The 17,477-nt window shown below is 58.8% G+C and carries 16 protein-coding genes; 13 read left to right on the top strand and 3 right to left on the bottom strand.

All coding sequences use genetic code 11. The features are described 5' to 3' along the window. Positions 1 to 41 precede the first annotated feature (41 nt). Positions 42 to 824, bottom strand: coding sequence for a crotonase/enoyl-CoA hydratase family protein (locus ACSQ13_RS01985; RefSeq protein WP_176248705.1), 783 nt, complete (start codon positions 822 to 824; stop codon positions 42 to 44). A gap of 111 nt (positions 825 to 935) precedes the next feature. On the opposite strand from ACSQ13_RS01985, the gene ACSQ13_RS01980 reads away from it, so the two are divergent. After that, positions 936 to 1,808 (top strand): amidohydrolase family protein, encoded by an 873-nt coding sequence (locus ACSQ13_RS01980; protein ID WP_176248706.1) that lies wholly within the window; start codon positions 936 to 938, stop codon positions 1,806 to 1,808. A gap of 6 nt (positions 1,809 to 1,814) precedes the next feature. Here ACSQ13_RS01980 and ACSQ13_RS01975 read toward each other — a convergent pair whose 3' ends face one another. Beyond that, positions 1,815 to 3,005 carry an amidohydrolase family protein gene (locus ACSQ13_RS01975; RefSeq protein WP_295512376.1) on the bottom strand — a complete coding sequence of 397 codons (1,191 nt, stop codon included), beginning with the start codon at positions 3,003 to 3,005 and terminating at the stop codon, positions 1,815 to 1,817. A gap of 128 nt (positions 3,006 to 3,133) precedes the next feature. Here ACSQ13_RS01975 and ACSQ13_RS01970 point away from each other — a divergent pair, with 128 nt between their 5' ends. The 7 genes from ACSQ13_RS01970 (at position 3,134) to ACSQ13_RS01940 (ending at position 11,097) form a co-directional block, all read left to right on the top strand. Further along, positions 3,134 to 3,940 (top strand): ferredoxin--NADP reductase, encoded by an 807-nt coding sequence (locus tag ACSQ13_RS01970; protein ID WP_295512377.1) that lies wholly within the window; start codon positions 3,134 to 3,136, stop codon positions 3,938 to 3,940. A 90-nt stretch (positions 3,941 to 4,030) separates the two neighbouring features. Continuing rightward, the gene (locus ACSQ13_RS01965) at positions 4,031 to 4,867 is read left to right on the top strand and encodes an FAD binding domain-containing protein (protein WP_295512378.1); all 837 of its coding nucleotides are present in this window, start codon (positions 4,031 to 4,033) and stop codon (positions 4,865 to 4,867) included. Beyond that, on the top strand, positions 4,867 to 7,614 hold the full coding sequence (locus ACSQ13_RS01960) for a molybdopterin-dependent oxidoreductase (RefSeq protein WP_176248710.1): 2,748 nt from the start codon (positions 4,867 to 4,869) through the stop codon (positions 7,612 to 7,614). The genes ACSQ13_RS01965 and ACSQ13_RS01960 overlap by 1 nt, the downstream gene beginning before the upstream one ends. Further along, positions 7,607 to 9,094, top strand: coding sequence for a 6-hydroxynicotinate reductase (locus tag ACSQ13_RS01955; protein ID WP_176248711.1), 1,488 nt, complete (start codon positions 7,607 to 7,609; stop codon positions 9,092 to 9,094). The genes ACSQ13_RS01960 and ACSQ13_RS01955 overlap by 8 nt, the downstream gene beginning before the upstream one ends. Next, positions 9,091 to 9,939 (top strand): UPF0280 family protein, encoded by an 849-nt coding sequence (locus ACSQ13_RS01950; protein ID WP_176248712.1) that lies wholly within the window; start codon positions 9,091 to 9,093, stop codon positions 9,937 to 9,939. Before ACSQ13_RS01955 ends, ACSQ13_RS01950 begins: the two co-directional genes overlap by 4 nt. Beyond that, the gene (locus tag ACSQ13_RS01945) at positions 9,932 to 10,516 is read left to right on the top strand and encodes an amino acid synthesis family protein (RefSeq protein WP_295512380.1); all 585 of its coding nucleotides are present in this window, start codon (positions 9,932 to 9,934) and stop codon (positions 10,514 to 10,516) included. The genes ACSQ13_RS01950 and ACSQ13_RS01945 overlap by 8 nt, the downstream gene beginning before the upstream one ends. Then, on the top strand, positions 10,513 to 11,097 hold the full coding sequence (locus tag ACSQ13_RS01940; protein ID WP_176248714.1) for an amino acid synthesis family protein: 585 nt from the start codon (positions 10,513 to 10,515) through the stop codon (positions 11,095 to 11,097). The genes ACSQ13_RS01945 and ACSQ13_RS01940 overlap by 4 nt, the downstream gene beginning before the upstream one ends. Before the next feature lie 3 nt (positions 11,098 to 11,100). Here ACSQ13_RS01940 and ACSQ13_RS01935 read toward each other — a convergent pair whose 3' ends face one another. Next, positions 11,101 to 11,538 carry a MarR family winged helix-turn-helix transcriptional regulator gene (locus tag ACSQ13_RS01935; protein ID WP_176248715.1) on the bottom strand — a complete coding sequence of 146 codons (438 nt, stop codon included), beginning with the start codon at positions 11,536 to 11,538 and terminating at the stop codon, positions 11,101 to 11,103. Between the two features lie 156 nt (positions 11,539 to 11,694). On the opposite strand from ACSQ13_RS01935, the gene ACSQ13_RS01930 reads away from it, so the two are divergent. The 5 genes from ACSQ13_RS01930 to ACSQ13_RS01910 all read left to right on the top strand — a co-directional run bounded on the left by ACSQ13_RS01930 (position 11,695) and on the right by ACSQ13_RS01910 (position 17,439). Continuing rightward, entirely contained in the window at positions 11,695 to 12,762 is a 1,068-nt protein-coding gene (locus ACSQ13_RS01930; RefSeq protein WP_295512381.1) for an aromatic ring-hydroxylating dioxygenase subunit alpha, read from the top strand. Between the two features lie 55 nt (positions 12,763 to 12,817). After that, positions 12,818 to 14,035, top strand: a complete 1,218-nt coding sequence (locus tag ACSQ13_RS01925; protein WP_176248717.1) for an ABC transporter substrate-binding protein — start codon at positions 12,818 to 12,820, stop codon at positions 14,033 to 14,035. A 74-nt stretch (positions 14,036 to 14,109) separates the two neighbouring features. Then, a complete protein-coding gene (locus tag ACSQ13_RS01920) occupies positions 14,110 to 15,972 on the top strand; it encodes an ABC transporter permease (RefSeq protein ID WP_176248718.1) in 1,863 nt (620 codons plus the stop codon). Beyond that, positions 15,969 to 16,745 carry an ABC transporter ATP-binding protein gene (locus ACSQ13_RS01915; protein WP_176248719.1) on the top strand — a complete coding sequence of 259 codons (777 nt, stop codon included), beginning with the start codon at positions 15,969 to 15,971 and terminating at the stop codon, positions 16,743 to 16,745. The genes ACSQ13_RS01920 and ACSQ13_RS01915 overlap by 4 nt, the downstream gene beginning before the upstream one ends. After that, the gene (locus ACSQ13_RS01910) at positions 16,738 to 17,439 is read left to right on the top strand and encodes an ABC transporter ATP-binding protein (RefSeq protein WP_295512383.1); all 702 of its coding nucleotides are present in this window, start codon (positions 16,738 to 16,740) and stop codon (positions 17,437 to 17,439) included. Before ACSQ13_RS01915 ends, ACSQ13_RS01910 begins: the two co-directional genes overlap by 8 nt. Positions 17,440 to 17,477: the final 38 nt, after the last annotated feature.

Raw genomic sequence — 17,477 nt, 5'->3', positions numbered from 1 at the left:
CTTATATGATGCCGCAGGTTGCGCGACATTTTGGTAATTTGCTAGCGGAATTTAGGCGCACGTTTTTCCAGAAATGCACGCAATCCTTCGTCAGCGTCCGGCCCCGATTGCGAGACTGCCGCGCTCAGGCTTTCGACATAAAGCCCGTCGGCTTTTGACATATCGTCGATCCGGCTGATCGAGTTGATCATCATGTAATTCGACATCGGCGCATTGCGCGCAATCTTGCCCGCCAGATCCATTGCCATCGCCAGCGATTCCCCTTCGCCCACGGCATAATGCGCCAGACCCAGTTGAACGCCTTCCTCGGAATTGAACTTGCGGCCTGTCAGCATCATTTCGGTCATCCGGTCGGCACCAAGAATACGGCCCACACGCACGGTCGCACCGCCTCCCACAAAGATGCCGCGCCGCCCTTCGGGCAGTTGAAAGATCGTGGACGGTTCGGCAATCCGCACATGGGTCGATGTTGCCAGTTCAAGCCCGCCACCAATCGCCGCGCCAAATATCGCGGACACCACAGGCAAGCCGCCAAACTGGATCATATCCATCACACCATGCCAGTTGCGCGAATGGTACAAAGTTTCTTCGGTCGAGCGTTTGACATGTTCGCTAAGATCCAGCCCCGAGCAATAGTGCCCGGCGGTTCCGGTCAGCACCACGGCGCGGGCCTCTTTCGGCGGGTCCATGAAAAATGCCTTGAGCGCGCCCAGCAAATCATCATTCATCGCATTGCGTTTATCGGGGCGCGTCATGGTCAGGACCGCGATGTTCCCTTGCAGGTCAACATTCAGAACATCGGGGTTGGCAACGGCTTTGGTCATGGCGGCATCATCCTTGAGGGTGCGATTTAGGTGAATAGAACAATTGTTCTATTGAATAGCAATATATTTTGTACCAAACTTGCGCAAAGTTTAAACCCAAGAGGGGCTGCAATGATCGACTTTGATAAAATTCGCGCCATTGATTTTCACACCCATGCCGAAGAACCCTGTGGCTGTCATTCGGATGACGGATACGATGATCTGCAATCCACCATGGCCAGCTATTTCGGTGCCCCTTGGAAGCACCCCCCGACGGTGCAGGAAACCGCCGCACATTACCGCGAACAAAACATCGCCGCCGTGATCTTTCCCGTCGATGCCGAACGCGAGACCGGATACCGCCGCTATAAGAACGAGGAAGTCGCCGCCATCGCCGCAGAAAATGACGATGTGCTGATCCCCTTTGCGTCAATCGACCCCTGGAAGGGCAAGATGGGCGTGCGCGAGGCGCGGCGCCTGATCAAGGATTTCGGCATCAAGGGGTTCAAGTTTCACCCCACGATGCAGGGTTTCTTCCCCAATGACCGCATCGCCTATCCCCTGTACGAAGCCATCGCCGAAGAAGGTGGCATTGCGCTGTTTCACACAGGGCAAACCGGTGTCGGATCAGGGATGCCCGGCGGCAACGGCATGCGGCTGAAATATTCGAACCCGATGTATATGGATGATGTCGCCGTTGATTTCCCAGATCTGAAAATCATCCTCGCGCATCCCAGCTTTCCCTGGCAGGAAGAGGCGCTGTCGGTCGCGCAGCACAAGCCCAACGTTTATATCGACATGTCCGGTTGGTCGCCGAAATACTTCCCTGACATTCTGGTGCGCTACGCCAATTCGATCCTCAAGAAAAAGATGCTGTTCGGATCGGACTGGCCTATGATCTCGCCCGAACGCTGGTTGGCCGATTTCGAGAAAATCGCGATCAAAGATGAAGTCCGCCCGCTAATTCTCAAGGAAAACGCGATGCGGTTGCTGGGGGCAAGCTAGGGGCGCTTACGCCCCTACCGTTCCTGTCACCAGCTCGGGCAGACGCGTGGCCGGCGGCGTATTCCGGCTGCGCTGGCTGCGCACGATGCCATCAATCACCATCATGCCGACACCGGGCAGGTTGCCCTGTTGCACCGATTCCAGCAGGTTCTTGCCCGGCGCATGTTGCGCCTGATCCATAATCACAAAATCAGCGGCTTTGCCTGCCTCGATCAATCCGGTGTCCAGCTTGCGCTGCCGCGCCGTGTTGCCATTGGCAAAGCAGAACGCAATCTCGGCCGGGATATCGCCCAGCGACGACAGCAGCGCCACCATTCGCATAATCCCAAGCGGCTGCACACCAGACCCCGCAGGCCCATCAGTGCCCAAGATCAGCTGGTCCAGCTTGCCCAATTCACGCGCGGTGTTCAGCGTCAGCAAAGCGGCGCGTTCATTGCCGTTATGCACAATCTCAAGGGCGGCCTTGCAGCCTTCGCAGATGCAAATGATCTGATCGTCGGGCAGGGCAGTATGCCCGCCGTTGATGTGGCCCACCACATCGGTGCCGGTTTCCAGCACCATATCCGCGTCGATCAACCCCGATCCAGGGATCGACGGGCCGCCGGTGTGGATCGTGCTTTGCATACCGTATTTACGCGCCCAGCCGACCATCTCGTTCGCGGTCTTGCCGTCCTTGACCGTGCCAAGGCCGACCTCGCCGATCAGCGTGACACCGGCTTCGCCCATCTGGCGGAAATGATGTTCCTCCAGCCCTTGTTGCAGCAGGGGCGCGCCCGCGTGCACCTTGACGCCCGAAGGCCGGAAGTTTTCGTACCAGCGCTGCGCCGCAATCGCCATCGCGACGGTGCCAACCGGATCGTTGGGCCGCCCCGGCATATGCACCTCGCCCGCCGAAATCAGCGTGGTTACACCGCCATGCAGGGTCGAATCGATCCAGCCCAACTGCTGTTGGCGCGGGGTGTAATCGCCCACCACCGGATGCACGTGGCTGTCGATCAATCCGGGCGCAAGGGTTGCGCCATGGGCGTCGATCAAGGTTGTCGCCCCTTCGCAATCCATGTCCTTTTCCGCGCCCCATTCGGAGATCTTGCCACCAATCGCGATCAGGCAATCCCCGTCAAAAATGGGTTCCTCCATCTTGCCAGACAGGATCATGCCAATATTTCGGATCACAAGCTTTGCGGGGGTGTCAGACATGGGTTCGCCTTTCAAGCATCTGGTTTCATTTGAACGCTAACAGAAAATTCAAACGGATCAAGATGAAACGCTTGACAGTTTTTCATATGTATACAAACAATCTATCCAACCGTTGAAAAGGATTCCGCATGGACAGCACAGCACCAGTCGACACTCCGTTTCCGATCCCCGCAGGGGTCTTTGCCCAAACCGTGACGCTGGTGCAGCATTACACTGACAGCCTGTTCCGTTTTCGCATCACACGGCCTGACAGCTTTCGTTTCCGGTCAGGTGAGTTTGTGATGATCGGCCTGCCGAATGCCGAAAAGCCCGTGTTCAGGGCCTATTCCGTCGCATCGCCATCCTGGGACGAAGAAGTTGAATTTTATTCGATCAAGGTGCCCGACGGCCCGCTTACCGAACATCTGCAAAAGCTTCAGGCGGGCGATACGGTGTTGATGCGGCGCAAGCCCACGGGAACATTGGTGAATGACGCGCTGCTGCCCGGCAAACGGTTGTGGATGTTCGCCACCGGCACCGGGGTTGCGCCTTTTGCGTCGATCATCCGCGATCCGGAAACCTATGAAAAATTCGACGACCTGATCCTGTGCCACACCTGCCGCACCGCAGGGGAGTTGACCTATTCACGCGAGTTGGTTGAAAGCCTTAAGGCGGACCCGCTGATCGGAGAGTTTGCACAGCGTTTAACCCTGTACGACACACTGACCCGAGAGGATTGGCCGCGCATGGGCCGGCAGACCGATCTGATGGCATCGGGCAAAATCTTTGCCGATCTGGGCGTGCCTGCGATCAATCCCGAAACCGATCGGGGGATGATCTGTGGGTCGATGGAAATGCTGGCCGACACTAAAGCAGCGCTTGAAGGGTTCGGCCTTGAGGAAGGGGCCAACAACCGCCCCGCCACTTTTGTGGTCGAAAAGGCTTTTGTCGGATAGCGCGGCCGCGAATTGATTTGACAGAAACCGCCACATCGAATTCTTATTCGTACACCAACAATATTTCCGCCAGTCAGGAGCACACACCCCATGAGCTATATCACCGCGACCACGCTTGAGGATGCGCTGACGGCTTTGACCGCGGGGCCCGCGTCGATCATCGCCGGGGGGACAGACTGGTTTCCTGCGCAAGGTGATCGTCATTTCGACGGAACGCTGATTGATATCTCACGACTGACTGACTTGCGCGGCGTCTCGCGCACAGACACAGGCTGGCGGATCGGGGCCGCAACAACCTGGACGGACATCATCAAGGCCGATCTGCCGCCTGCCTTTAACGGGCTGAAACTGGCCGCCCGCGAAGTCGGGTCGGTGCAAATCCAGAACACCGGTACAATCGCGGGCAACTTGTGCAACGCCTCCCCCGCCGCTGACGGGGTGCCGCCGTTGTTGACGCTGGATGCCGGGGTCGAACTGACCTCGCCCCACGGCACGCGCCAGATGCCTTTGCACGCGTTCTTGCAAGGTGTGCGCAAGACTGACCGTGCCGCCGATGAAATTCTGACCGCGATCCACATTCCAGACCTGCCTAACGGGTCCATGGGCAGCTTTGTGAAACTTGGGGCCCGCAAATATCTGGTCATCTCGATCTGCATGGTTGCCGTGGTTTTGCGGGTTGAGCGCGGATTAGTCTCTGATATCCGCATCGCCATCGGTGCGGCCTCCCCTGTTGCGCAGCGGTTGACCACGCTTGAGGATGCATTGCGCGGCCTACCGCCCGGTGATCTGCAAAACGCCGTGACGGGTGATCTGATCCACGGGCTGACCCCCATCACAGACGTCCGCGCCAGCGCCGATTATCGCCAGACCGCAGCAACGCAGGTGATCCGCCGCGCCATCGCCCTTGCCTTGGAAGGAACCGCCTGATGGACAAATCTGCCGCCACACGCATCACGTCATTCACGCTGAACGGGGAAATCGTGCAGGTTGAACCGACACCGGGCGAACGTCTATCCCATTCCCTGCGCGAACGTCTGGACCGCAAAGACGTCAAGATCGGCTGCAACGCGGGCGATTGCGGCGCGTGCACAGTGTTGGTCGACGGCGCGCCGGTTTGCGCCTGTCTGATGGCCACGCAACAGGCAACGGGCCGCAAGGTCGAGACGCTTGCCGGACTGGTCAAAGCCGACCCAGACGCGCAGGCGTTAATGGAAAGCTTTCAGCACCACCAAGCCGCCCAATGCGGAATTTGCACGCCCGGCATGATGGTGTCAGCCGTCGCCCTGCTGCGTGCGGAGCCACAACCGACCGATGCGCAGGTTCAAGACGCGCTTGGCGGTGTTTTGTGTCGCTGTACCGGCTATCGCAAAATTATCGACGCCGTCGTGGGTGCTCATGCCGCCGATCAACTGATCAAAGCCCCGACCGAACTTGGCCATAACGCCCGCCGGTTCGACGGGCTGGCCAAGGTGGACGGGTCCGAGAAATTTGGCGATGATGTTGCCCCTGCCGGTGCGCTGGTCGCCCGCGTGATCCGTTCGCCCTATCCCTCGGCCAGTTTCACCTTTGGCGATCTTGAGGCATGGCAGGCTAAATACAGTGGAATAGAGACTGTTTTGACAGCCAAGGACGTGCCCGGCCTGAATGCTTTCGGCGTTATCCCCAGCTTCATTGACCAGCCCGTCTTTGCTGTCAGCCATATCCGTTTCCGTGGCGAAGCGGTTGCATGCGTGGTGGGCGACGCAGGCACCATCGCCGCGCTGGATCTGGCAAGCTTTCCGGTGGAGTGGACCCCGCAAACCACCTTGTCCGACATTGATGACGCCATCGCCCCCGATGCCCCGCTGCTGTTTGACGACCGCAAAGGCAACATCATGTGCGGCGGTTTTGTGCAATGCGGCGATGCAGATGCGGCGCTTGAGGCTGCGGATGTTACGGTCGAGGCAAACTATAAAACCAGCTTTGTCGAACATGGCTATATCGAGCCGGAGGCAGGCTTTGCCGAGATGGTGGATGGCCGCCTGCATGTCCATGCCTGCACCCAAGCACCGGGGATGGACCGCGAAACTCTGGCCGCCATCATGAACATGCCGATGGCCGATATCCGTATTGTCCCGACAGCGGTCGGCGGCGGGTTCGGGTCGAAAATCGACGTTTCCTTGCAGCCCTTTATTGCACTTGCTGCGATGAAAACCGGCAAACCCGTGCGCATGACCTATTCACGCAATGAAACCATGCAATCGACCACCAAACGCCACCCCGCCCAGATCAAGATCAAGGTCGGTGCAAAGGCCGATGGCACCTTGTCCGGGTTGCGTTTTGACGGTGATTTCAACACCGGTGCCTATGCCAGTTGGGGGCCGACCGTGGCGAACCGCGTGCCGGTCCATGCCTCTGGTCCCTACCGGATCGACGATTACCGCGCGCGCAGCCGTGCGGTGCATACCCATTGCCCCCCTTCGGGTGCATTTCGCGGCTTTGGCGTGCCGCAGTCCGCTATCGCGCAGGAAACCGTTTTTGATCTGCTGGCTGAAAAGCTGGGGATAGACCCGCTGGATTTCCGCCTGAAGAACGCGCTGGAAGATCATGTTCCGACCGTCTGCGGCCAGGTGTTTGACCAAGGCGTCGGCATCAAAGCCTGCCTTGAGGCGCTGCGCCCCGCCTGGGAAGATGCCAAATCCGAATGTGCTGCATTCAACGCAACCAACACCACGCATAAACGCGGGGTTGGCATTGCCAGCGCTTGGTATGGTTGCGGAAATACATCTTTGCCCAACCCCTCTACGATCAAGGCGGGCTTGCGTGCCGATGGCGCGGTGGTGTTGCATCAAGGGGCGTTGGACATCGGACAAGGCTCTAACACGGTCATTCCACAGATTTTTGCCAAGGCGCTTGGCGTGTCGATTGACGGGGTGACCCTGCTGGGTGCCGACACCGACATCACGCCAGACGCGGGCAAAACATCGGCCTCGCGCCAGACGTTTGTGTCGGGCAATGCCGCCCTGAAAGCGGGCGAAACCCTGCGCAGCGAGATTTTGCGGCAGGCCAATGCAGGCCCGGACGCCACGATCACCTTGGAAACTGGGCAGGTGATCGTGACCGAAGCAGGCCGCACGCAAACCCTTGATCTGTCGCGGCTTGATCCGAACGCCGAAGGCTATGTGTTGATGGCGCAGGAAACCTATGATCCGCCGATCAAACCGCTGGATGAAAACGGGCAGGGCGTCCCCTATGCGCAATTCGGATACGCCGCACATCTGGTAGTGGTCGAGGTCGATATCGTCCTTGGCCTGTGCAAACCCCTGCGTTTTGTTGCCGCCCATGACGTGGGCCGCGCGATCAACCCGCTGCTGGTTGAAGGGCAAGTGCAAGGCGGCATCGCCCAAGGTCTGGGCATGGCGCTGATGGAAGAATATATCCCCGGCCGGACCGAGAACCTGCACGACTATCTGATCCCCACGATTGGCGATATTCCCCCGATACAGACCCTGATATTGGAAATCGCAGATGCCCACGGCCCTTATGGTGCCAAGGGTCTGGGCGAACATGTGTTGATCCCCACCGCACCTGCGATATTCAACGCGATCTATCACGCGACAGGCGCAAAAGTGACCCACGCCCCCGCAACCCCCACGCGCCTGCGCGCCGCCCTAAAGGAGGCCGGACATGCCTGATGACCTGCGCGACCAAAAGCCCGAAAAAATCCGCTGCGATGCATGCCCCGTCATGTGCTTTATTGCCGAAGGTAAATCCGGTGCCTGTGACCGCTATGCCAATCATGCGGGCGAACTGGTCCGGCTTGACCCGCTGACTGTCATCCAGTCCGGGGCCAAGGCTGTGGCTTTCCTTGACCAAGGCAACAATGCACAGGATTGGGATGGCGACGTCATTCAGGGCGGGCGCGATTTCGTGACTGCCGTTGGGGCCGGCACGACATACCCCGACTATAAACCAGCCCCCTTTATCGTCAGCCAAGAGGTCGAAGGCGTCGATATGGTCACCGTCGTGACCGAGGGCATATTTTCGTACTGCGGCGTCAAAGTGAAAATCGACACCGACCGCCATATCGGCGACGAACGTGCCGTGGTGCGGGTGGATGGCGAGGCAATCGGCCATGTGATGACCTCTGAATACGGGTCGAAAATGCTGTCCCTAGGCGGTGTTGAACATCTTACGGGGGGCTCCAAGAAAGAAGGCCGCGTGACCTGCGATGCGCTGTTGCGTCTGTGCAATCGCGAGGCCGTCGAGATGACGATTGACGGCGGCGTGCACATGATCGTCGAGGCAGGCAAGGCCCCCGTCATCAACGGTACCCCCGAGAAACTTATGCGCGTCGGCTGCGGGTCTGCCACCATCGGCATGTTCGCCAAACAATGGCATGGCCATGTGGACGAAGTCGTTGTTGTTGACGACCACATTACCGGAGTCCTTAGCGAACACGAGGCGGGCAAGGGGCTGGACATGACCCCGTCGGGCATCCGCATCAACGGGCGCCGCTCGACCCCCGGACGGTATTTTCAGGTCGCTGACCCCGGCACCGGTTGGGGCGGCACCGATGTCGAAGACCCGCTGACCATCCTGCGCCCCGCCGACCCCAAGCGCGCGTGGCCCGGACTGCGGCTGTTGATGATCTCGACCACAGGCGAACAATGGGCGTATTTCATCCTTGACGACGATCTGGTTCCGCAACCCGCCGAGATCACGCCGGAACTGCTGGTCGTCGCAGAACGGATCGCGGAAAACTGCGAACCGTCGCTGTGTTCGGTGCTGTTCATGGGCGGTGCTGGCGGGTCTTTGCGGGCCGGTGTTACCGAAAACCCCGTGCGCCTGACCCGGTCGGTCAAGGAATCCCTGACCCATGTGTCTTGTGGCGGGGCCGAGGCATACGTCTGGCCCGGCGGTGGGATCACGGTGATGGTTGACGTGATGGACATGCCGACGAATTCATTCGGATATGTGCCAACGCCCGCGCTGGTCGCCCCCATCGAATTCACCCTGCGCCGCGAAGATTACGGCACCCTTGGCGGGCATATGGAGCATATCCAGCCAGTCGCGGAAGTCGTCACCCGTGACGTCCGCCGTGTGGCGCAACTGGCCCTGCAATCCGACCCGAATGATCGCGAAAACTATGGCTGGGCGAAAGGCGATAAATGAACGCCCAAGCCGCCCTTTTGCCCGGCAACAGGTTGCATTTGTCACACGGGCCGATCGACCTGATCATCGGGGCGGATGGTGCGCGCGATACGGCCTTTCGTGCGGCTTTTGCCAGGTTCGAGACTGTTTTGAGCGAATTGACGGCCGAACTGCCGCTGCTGCGCCAACCTGTCAGTACCAAGCCCGAAGGCAAGATCGCCCGCCGCATGTACCGCGCAGCACTGCCCCATGCCGACGGGCTGACCACGCCAATGATCTGCGTCGCCGGTGCCGTCGCCCAAGAGGTGCTGGCAGCCATGGTCAACGCCGCGGACCTGACACGCGCTTATGTGAACAACGGTGGCGACATTGCACTGCATCTAACCGATGAGGCCACGTTCAAGATTGCCATTGCATCGCCCGACGGCCAGAACCTTGGCACGGTCACGATTGCCAGCACCGATCCCATGCGCGGGATCGCCACCAGCGGGCAACGCGGTCGCAGCCTTAGCCTAGGGATTGCCGATGCCGTGACCGTCCTGGCGCGCTCTGCCTGTGGTGCCGATGCGGCCGCCACCAAGCTCGGCAATGCCGTTGATCTGCCCGATCACCCCGCCATAAAACGCGCCCCCGCCTTCAGCCTGCAAGACGATAGCGATCTGGGAAACACCCCCGTTGTCACCCATGTTGGACGCCTGTCGCAATCAGATGTTGCGCGCGCCCTGCAACGCGGTGAAACTGCGGCCAACATGATGCGCGATGCACGGCTGATCGACGGGGCGGCGATGTTCTTACAAGGTCAAAGCCGAACCACCGGACTGCCCGAACAAATGAAACACCTAACGAAAGACCCGCAAAATGCCTGACGTCATAATCCGCAAGATGGTCACCAGTATCGAGGAAATCTTTCACGAAGGCGGCCCCCGCGCCAACACGCCGCTGAAACGCGGCTATGTGATGGCCGTGATCGAAAACCCCTATGCAGGGTCTTATGTCGAAGACATCCAGCCCTTTATGGAAGACCTCAAACCGCTGGGGCTTGAGATGGCGCAAAAGCTGCTGGCTGCTCTCGGCGTTGAGGCGGACCAGATCGAAGGCTACGGCAAAGGGTCAATCGTCGGCGTGGGCGGAGAGTTGGAACATGGCGCGCTGTGGCATGCGCCGGGCGGCTATGCGATGCGGGGTGTATTGGGCGGGGCCAAGGCAATCGTGCCCTCTTCGAAAAAGGTCGGGGCGGCTGGCGTGCGCCTTGATGTGCCTGTCACCCATGTCGACGCGTCCTATGTGCGCAGCCATTTCGATTCAATCGAAGTGGGGCTGAACGACAGCCCCCGTGCCAATGAAATGGCGGTGATCCTTGTGATGACCACAGGATCGCGGGTGCACAACCGGGCAGGGGGCCTGGATGCCAAGGACATCAAAGGGGAGGATGGCCTGAGATGAGCGCTGAAATCCGTAAAATCGCCGTTTGGGTCGAAGAAACCCACCGCGAGATTGGTCAAACCATTTCGCCGCCCACACGCAAGGCCGTTGCCGTGGCCGTGATCAAGAACCCTTTTGCAGGCTCTTATACCGAGGATCTAACGCCCCTAATGGACATTGGCGCAGAGCTGGGCGGTTTGCTGGGCGACAAATGCATCGCCGCACTTGGGATCACACCCGCGCAGGCCGAAAGCTATGGCAAAGCGGCCATGGTCGGGGAGGGCGGAGAGCTGGAACATGCCGCCGCCATCCTGCACCCGAAACTGGGTGCGCCGCTGCGTGTCGCGGTGGAAAAAGGTGCGGCACTGGTGCCATCGTCGAAAAAAATGGGCGGGCCGGGGCAGGTGCTGGACGTGCCTTTGGGGCACAAGGATGCCGCTTACGTGCGCAGCCATTTCGACGGGATCGAAGTCCGCCTGAACGATGCGCCACGCGCCGGTGAAATCATGGTCGCGGTTGCGGTGACTGACAGCGGGCGCCCGTTGCCACGGGTGGGCGGGCTGACCCATTCGGATGCGGAAGGCAAAGACGGCCTGCGCTAACCCCTAAAGTTTGTCGAGCAACGTCAGCAACCGGTCAACCTCGCGGGGGGTCAGGTTGCCGACGGTTTCGGCAGAAATCTCGTGGGCGGTGGTCACAGCATCTGCGGCAAAGGCGATGCCCGCTTCGGTCAATGAAATCTCGAGCCGGCGCATGTCGGTCTCGGACGGGCAGCTTTTCACCAGCCCCTTTTTGCGCAGACGGTCGACCACGCCTTTGGTCGTTGCCGCATCCATGCCCACCAAACGGCCCAACTGGTTCTGGCTGATTTTGACCTCGTTGCGCAGCTTCGCCAGTACCGCAAATTGCGTCGGCGTGATGTCGGGCATCCGGCGGTTGAAAATCTCAAGATGTCGCTGGTTGGCCAGACGCAGCTTGAAACCCACCTGATCTTCCAGCTCGTAGGAGGCCGTCTGGTTTTGTGAATCCGCCGCTTCGTTCAATGTACCGTCCAGTATTTTGCTGCAACTGCATATTTCTTGTGCATTATCATTCCATGGATTTTAACTGGGGTCCACAACAGAACGGATCAGAAGTATTGTTTGACAGCTAACAAGTTTTTGGTCCTTCATGAGGATAGTTAACGCAAGGAGTCGCCCGTGTCCTTTGTCAGAAATGCCTGGTATGTCGCTGGATGGTCCACCGATTTTGACCGCGATCTTGTGCCGCTAACCATGCTTGCGCAGAACCTTGTGATGTTCCGGTGCAGTGACGGCAGACTTGCCGCTTTGGAAGACCGTTGCCCGCACCGGCTGCTGCCGCTGTCCAAGGGCAAGCGCATCGGTGACACCATTCAATGCGGTTATCACGGGATGACCTTTGATGCCGGCGGTAAATGCGTACGCGTGCCGGGGCAATCGAACCTGCCAGCCAGCGCCTATGTCGACAGCTTCCCGGTGCTCGAGCGTCATGGCATCGTTTTCATCTGGATGGGCGACGCCGACAAAGCCGACCCCGCGCTGGCTTTTGACATGCCGGAACTGTCGCAAGACGGCTGGCACCTGCACCACGGGGACAAGCTGCATATCAAAGCCAACTATCTGAACGTCGCCGAAAACCTGGTTGATCCTGCCCATGTCAGCTTTGTGCATCCGACAACCTTGGGCAATGCCGCGTCGGAAAACGTGCCCGTGCATGTGAAAACCGCTGACGAAGTTATAGTGGCTTGGCGCTGGATCAGGGATGCCGAACCGATCGGCTTTTTCAAGAAATTCGGGGGCTTTAACGGCAATGTCGACCGCTGGCATTATTACTATCTCCACATGCCCTCGACTGCGGTTATTGATTTCGGGTCAGCCGAAGCTGCACTTGAACTTCCTGAAGAAGAGCGCAACAAGGGCGTGCGCATCTTTGCGTTGCATTTTGTTACCCCCGTGACCGAGGATTATACGATCGACCACTGGATGCATCTGCGAAACACGGCCCTTGGCGATGATGCCGCGTCTGACCAAATGGACGCGATGTTTCGGGTTGCCTTTGCCGAAGACAAAGAGATCCTAGAGGCAGTGCACGAAGAGGAAAAGCGCCCGCAAAAGCGCAAACCCATTCGCATTGCCATCGACAAAGGGCCCAACGTCTACCGGAAACGCATTCGCGACCGGATTGAGGCCGAAGCAACCGATGATCTGGGCGACCCTGTTTCACCGGTATTTGTTCAACACGATTAACTCTATCAAACAATGCAGCAAAAGACGGCACCACCCCAACAGAGGACGACACCAAATGAACAGAAACACATTCCTGAAAACCCTTGCAGGGGCTGCTGCCCTTAGCATGACGGGCCTTGCCGCCCTTGCCCAATCGGGCGAACCGATCAAGGTTGGCGAGATTAACCACTACAAACGTATGGCCGCCTTTGCAGAGCCCTATAAAAAAGGCATCGAACTGCGTTTGGAAGAAATCAACGCCGCCGGCGGTGTGCTGGATCGCCCGCTTGAATTCGTGTTCCGCGACGATCAGGGCGACCCCGGTGAGGCGATCAAGATCGCCGAAGAACTGATGACCAGCGAAGGCACTGTGATGCTGACCGGCACGATTTTGTCGAACGTCGGCCTCGCCATTTCCTCTGTGGCTGCGGAAAAGCAGTGGGTTTACCTTGCCTCCGAACCGCTTGCCGATGCGCTGACATGGTCGCAGGGCAATCCTTGGACATTCCGTTTGCGCACATCGACCTATATGCAAGCCGCGATGCTGGCCGAACAGGCTGCCAAAACCGACGCGATGAAATATGCAACGATTGCACCGAACTATGCCTATGGCAAAGACGCCGTTGCCGCGTTCAAAGAAGTGCTGACCAAGTTGAAGCCCGGTGTTGAATTTGTCGGCGAACAGTGGCCCGCCTTGTTCAAGATCGACGCAGGTGCCGAAGTGCAGGCGTTGGAACGCTCCAAACCCGATGCGATCTATAACGTGACCTTTGGCCCAGACCTTGCCAAATTCGTGCGCGAAGGCACGACACGCGGATTGTTTGACGGTCGCACCGTTTATGGCCTGCTGTCCGGCGAACCAGAATACCTTGAACCGCTGGCCGACGAAGCCCCCGAAGGCTGGGTTGTGACCGGTTACCCCTGGTATGATTTCACCGAGGAAGACGGCGCGAACAAGGTCTTTGTTGATGCCTATCAGGCACGCTTTAACGAGACACCCAAACTGGGGTCGCTTGTTGGCTACATGACCGCAGCAACCGTTGCGGCTGCGATCCAGAAAGCCGGATCAACCGAAGGCGAAGCGATCCGTCAGGCGTTTGAAGGGCTGGGCGTTGCCACACCCGTGGGCGACATCACCTTCCGCGAAATCGACAATCAGGCAACCATGGGTGCCTTTATCGGTACAACTGCACTGAAAGACGGTGCTGGCGTGATGACCAACTGGACCTATCTGGATGGCGCTGATTATCTGCCATCCGACGAAGAAGTCGCAAAACTGCGTCCCGCAGAATAACGACCGGCACTGCTCCGGAGGGAAACCCCTTCCGGAGCGACCGAACCTATTCCCCAAATTGATCGAGGTGGCTGATGGGCCTTTTTATCGCACAGATTTTGACTGGGCTTGCAAATGCTGGCGCGCTTTTCATGGTTGCCTCTGGTCTTTCGCTGATTTTTGGCGTGACCCGCGTCGTGAACTTTGCCCACGGGTCATTTTATATGCTGGGGGCCTATGTCGGCTATTCGCTGATGCAGGTGCTGCCCGGTATGGTCGGCTTTTGGGTGGCCATTCTGCTGGCCGGTATCATCGTCGGCCTGATCGGGGTCATCGTCGAATTTTGCGTGCTGCGCCCTGTCTACAGCGCGCCTGAACTGTTCCAACTGGTCGCCACATTCGGTGTTATCCTTGTTATCCAAGACCTTGCGCTGATGATCTGGGGTCCGCAGGATTTGCTGGGGCCACGTGCCCCGGGCCTTAAGGGTGTGATCCGCATCATGGGCGAACCGGTGCCGCAATATGACATCGCGCTGATCGTGATCACTCCGTTTGTCGCCTTTGGCCTGTGGTACCTGATCACCCGCACCCGCGTCGGTACATTGGTGCGTGCCGCCACCCAAGACCGCGAAATGGTCAGCGCGCTTGGCGTTAACCAAGCGTGGCTGTTTACCGGCGTGTTCTTTCTGGGCTGTGCGCTGGCGGGCCTTGGTGGTGCACTGCAACTTCCCAAAGGCGGTGCCGACCTGTTGATGGATTTCAACATTCTTGGGCCTGTCTTTGTGGTGGTCGTGATCGGTGGCATGGGGTCGTTGCCCGGTGCCTATCTGGCTGCTGTTATCATTTCCGTCCTGAACGTCTTTGGCGTGACCTATGCGCCGCAATCCACGCTTGTGCTGATGTTCGTGGTCATGGTGATCGTGCTGATGTTCCGCCCCTTTGGTCTGCTGGGCAAAGAGGAAGTCGCCGGCGAACATGGTCAGGTTGGCGAACCCGAGCGCCCGATAAAGCCCGCAGGCAGAAATATGCGACTGTTGGTGGCTGCCGGATTGCTGATCCTTGGGCTTCTTCCTTTCTATGGCAGTAATTTTGCCGTGGTTCTGGTGACGGATATCATGATCTTCGCTCTGTTCGCCGCGTCGCTTCATTTCATGCTGGGCCAAGGCGGCTTGGTCAGTTTCGGGCACGCTGCGTTTTTTGGCGGCGGGGCCTATGCTGCCGCCTTGTTTGTCACCCACGCCAACACCCCGATGGAACTGGCACTGGTGCTGGCCCCCGTTTGCGCGGGTCTTGCTGCGATCGTGATCGGCTGGGTCTGCCTGCGATCAACCGGCGTTTATTTCGCCATGCTAACGCTGGCCTTTGGTCAACTACTCTGGAGCCTCGCATTCCAATGGAGCGAAGTCACTGGCGGCGATGACGGGTTGGTGAACATCTGGCCCTCCGACTGGGCGTCGGACAACAGCGTCTATTACTACCTCGCCTTTGTGCTGTGTGTCGGCGGTATCTTGTTGCTGCGTCAGGCGGCCCACGCGCCCTTTGGCTATGCCATGCGCGCCGCACGCGACAGCGCCCGTCAGGCCGAGGCAATGGGGATCAACACCAAGCGCATTCAATGGGTCGCCTTCACCTTTGCGGGCGTCATGGCAGGTCTTGCGGGCGGATTGTTCGTCTTTTCCAAGGGCAGCATCTTCCCGAACGAGTTGGAAACCGCGCGCAGTTTCGACGCCCTGATCGTGGTGTTCCTGGGCGGTGTCAAAACCCTGTCCGGTGGCTGGGTCGGTGCCGCGTTCTTTGAGGGGATCAAGGATTACCTGACGCGGTTCGAATACTGGCGCCTTGCCCTTGGCCTGTCGATCATCGTTATCGTGATCCTTGGCCCCGAAGGCATCGTTGGATCGTTGCGCAAGGCGGGTGAACGCCTTGGCATTCTGAAAGTACCGGAGGACGCGAAATGAGCCCGATCCTGTCTGTTCGCAATCTGTCACGCAATTTCGGCGCGATCAAAGCCGTCGACAATGTCAGCTTTGATCTGGCAAAGGGCGAATTGCTGGCGTTGATTGGCCCCAATGGCGCGGGCAAAAGCACCTGTTTCAACATGCTGATGGGACAGTTGAAGCCATCCTCGGGCACTGTGCAGCTGTTGGGCAAGAACATCGCCGGTATGCAGCCGCGCAAAATCTGGCGCATGGGGGTCGGGCGCACGTTTCAGATCACCGCGACCTATGCGTCGATGACCGTGGTTGAAAACGTGCAAATGGCGCTAATATCGCACCACCGGCGGCTGTATTCCCTGACGACCTTTGCCCATAAACTCTATCGCGACGAAGCACTCGCCCTGCTTGATACCGTGGGTATGGCCGATCAGGCCGAACGCCACTGCGCCGTGCTGGCATATGGTGACCTGAAACGGCTGGAGCTGGCTGTCGCACTGGCCCATGATCCGATCCTGCTGCTGATGGATGAACCCACCGCCGGGATGGCACCGCGCGAACGCATCGCCCTTATGCAGCTGACGGCTGATATTCTGGATGCCAAAGGCATCAGCGTATTGTTCACCGAACATGACATGGATGTGGTCTTTGCCCATGCGCACCGGATCATGGTGTTGAACCGCGGGCAGTTGATCGCCGATGGCACGGTAGATGAAATTCGCAACAACCCGCAGGTCCAAGAGGTTTACCTAGGCGGCGGCACCCTGTTCAAAGCGCAGGAGGACGCCCATGCTTGAGGTCAAAGACGTCAATTCATTCTACGGCAAGGCACATGTTCTGAATGATCTGAATTTCAACGTGGAGGCCGGCACGGTCGTAGCACTTTTGGGGCGTAACGGGGCGGGTAAAACCACCACCATGAAATCCATCATGCAACTGGTCCGGCCCCGCAGCGGGACAGTCACCTACAAGGGTCAGGACATCACCGGATGGCCCAGCCACAAGGTCGCGCGTGCGGGCTTGGGCTATGTGCCCGAAGAACGGCGCATCTTTACCCAGCTTACGGTTCTGGAGAACCTCGAGGTCGGCCGCCAGCCCCCGCGTGAGGGCTGCACCACATGGACAGACGACATGGTGTTCGATCTGTTCCCCAACCTTGCCGAGCGGCGCAATAACCGGGGAAAGGCGCTGTCGGGTGGTGAACAGCAAATGCTGACCATCGCGCGCACCTTGATGGGAAATCCCGCGTTTATTCTGCTTGATGAGCCGTCAGAAGGCATCGCGCCGGTGATCGTTGAACAAATGGCCCGCGTTATCCTTCAGCTGAAACGCGAAGGCCTGACGGTGTTGTTGTCAGAACAAAACCTGCACTTTGCCCAGGCGGTGGCAGACGGGGTGGTCATCATCGAACATGGCACACAAAAATTCGTGGGCAGCCTGTCAGAGCTTCAGGCCCATCCCGAAATCCGCGATCAATACCTGTCTGTTTGATAACATAATCCACATTATCCGAAAACCTGATGCAGCCG

Origin of the sequence: Sulfitobacter sp. SH22 (genome assembly GCF_965641905.1) — a bacterium.
Classification (GTDB): Bacteria; Pseudomonadota; Alphaproteobacteria; order Rhodobacterales; family Rhodobacteraceae; genus Sulfitobacter.
The sequence above is the reverse complement of the archived record's forward strand: the minus strand, read 5'-3'. Positions and strand labels throughout refer to the sequence as shown.

Bases quoted from the DNA above. Each gene is read 5' to 3' on its own strand.
- ACSQ13_RS01985 (WP_176248705.1), bottom strand. From the start codon at position 824: ATGACCAAAGCCGTTGCCAACCCCGATGTTCTGAATGTTGACCTGCAA.
- ACSQ13_RS01980 (WP_176248706.1), top strand. From the start codon at position 936: ATGATCGACTTTGATAAAATTCGCGCCATTGATTTTCACACCCATGCC.
- ACSQ13_RS01975 (WP_295512376.1), bottom strand. From the start codon at position 3,005: ATGTCTGACACCCCCGCAAAGCTTGTGATCCGAAATATTGGCATGATC.
- ACSQ13_RS01970 (WP_295512377.1), top strand. From the start codon at position 3,134: ATGGACAGCACAGCACCAGTCGACACTCCGTTTCCGATCCCCGCAGGG.
- ACSQ13_RS01965 (WP_295512378.1), top strand. From the start codon at position 4,031: ATGAGCTATATCACCGCGACCACGCTTGAGGATGCGCTGACGGCTTTG.
- ACSQ13_RS01960 (WP_176248710.1), top strand. From the start codon at position 4,867: ATGGACAAATCTGCCGCCACACGCATCACGTCATTCACGCTGAACGGG.
- ACSQ13_RS01955 (WP_176248711.1), top strand. From the start codon at position 7,607: ATGCCTGATGACCTGCGCGACCAAAAGCCCGAAAAAATCCGCTGCGAT.
- ACSQ13_RS01950 (WP_176248712.1), top strand. From the start codon at position 9,091: ATGAACGCCCAAGCCGCCCTTTTGCCCGGCAACAGGTTGCATTTGTCA.
- ACSQ13_RS01945 (WP_295512380.1), top strand. From the start codon at position 9,932: ATGCCTGACGTCATAATCCGCAAGATGGTCACCAGTATCGAGGAAATC.
- ACSQ13_RS01940 (WP_176248714.1), top strand. From the start codon at position 10,513: ATGAGCGCTGAAATCCGTAAAATCGCCGTTTGGGTCGAAGAAACCCAC.
- ACSQ13_RS01925 (WP_176248717.1), top strand. From the start codon at position 12,818: ATGAACAGAAACACATTCCTGAAAACCCTTGCAGGGGCTGCTGCCCTT.
- ACSQ13_RS01920 (WP_176248718.1), top strand. From the start codon at position 14,110: ATGGGCCTTTTTATCGCACAGATTTTGACTGGGCTTGCAAATGCTGGC.
- ACSQ13_RS01915 (WP_176248719.1), top strand. From the start codon at position 15,969: ATGAGCCCGATCCTGTCTGTTCGCAATCTGTCACGCAATTTCGGCGCG.
- ACSQ13_RS01910 (WP_295512383.1), top strand. From the start codon at position 16,738: ATGCTTGAGGTCAAAGACGTCAATTCATTCTACGGCAAGGCACATGTT.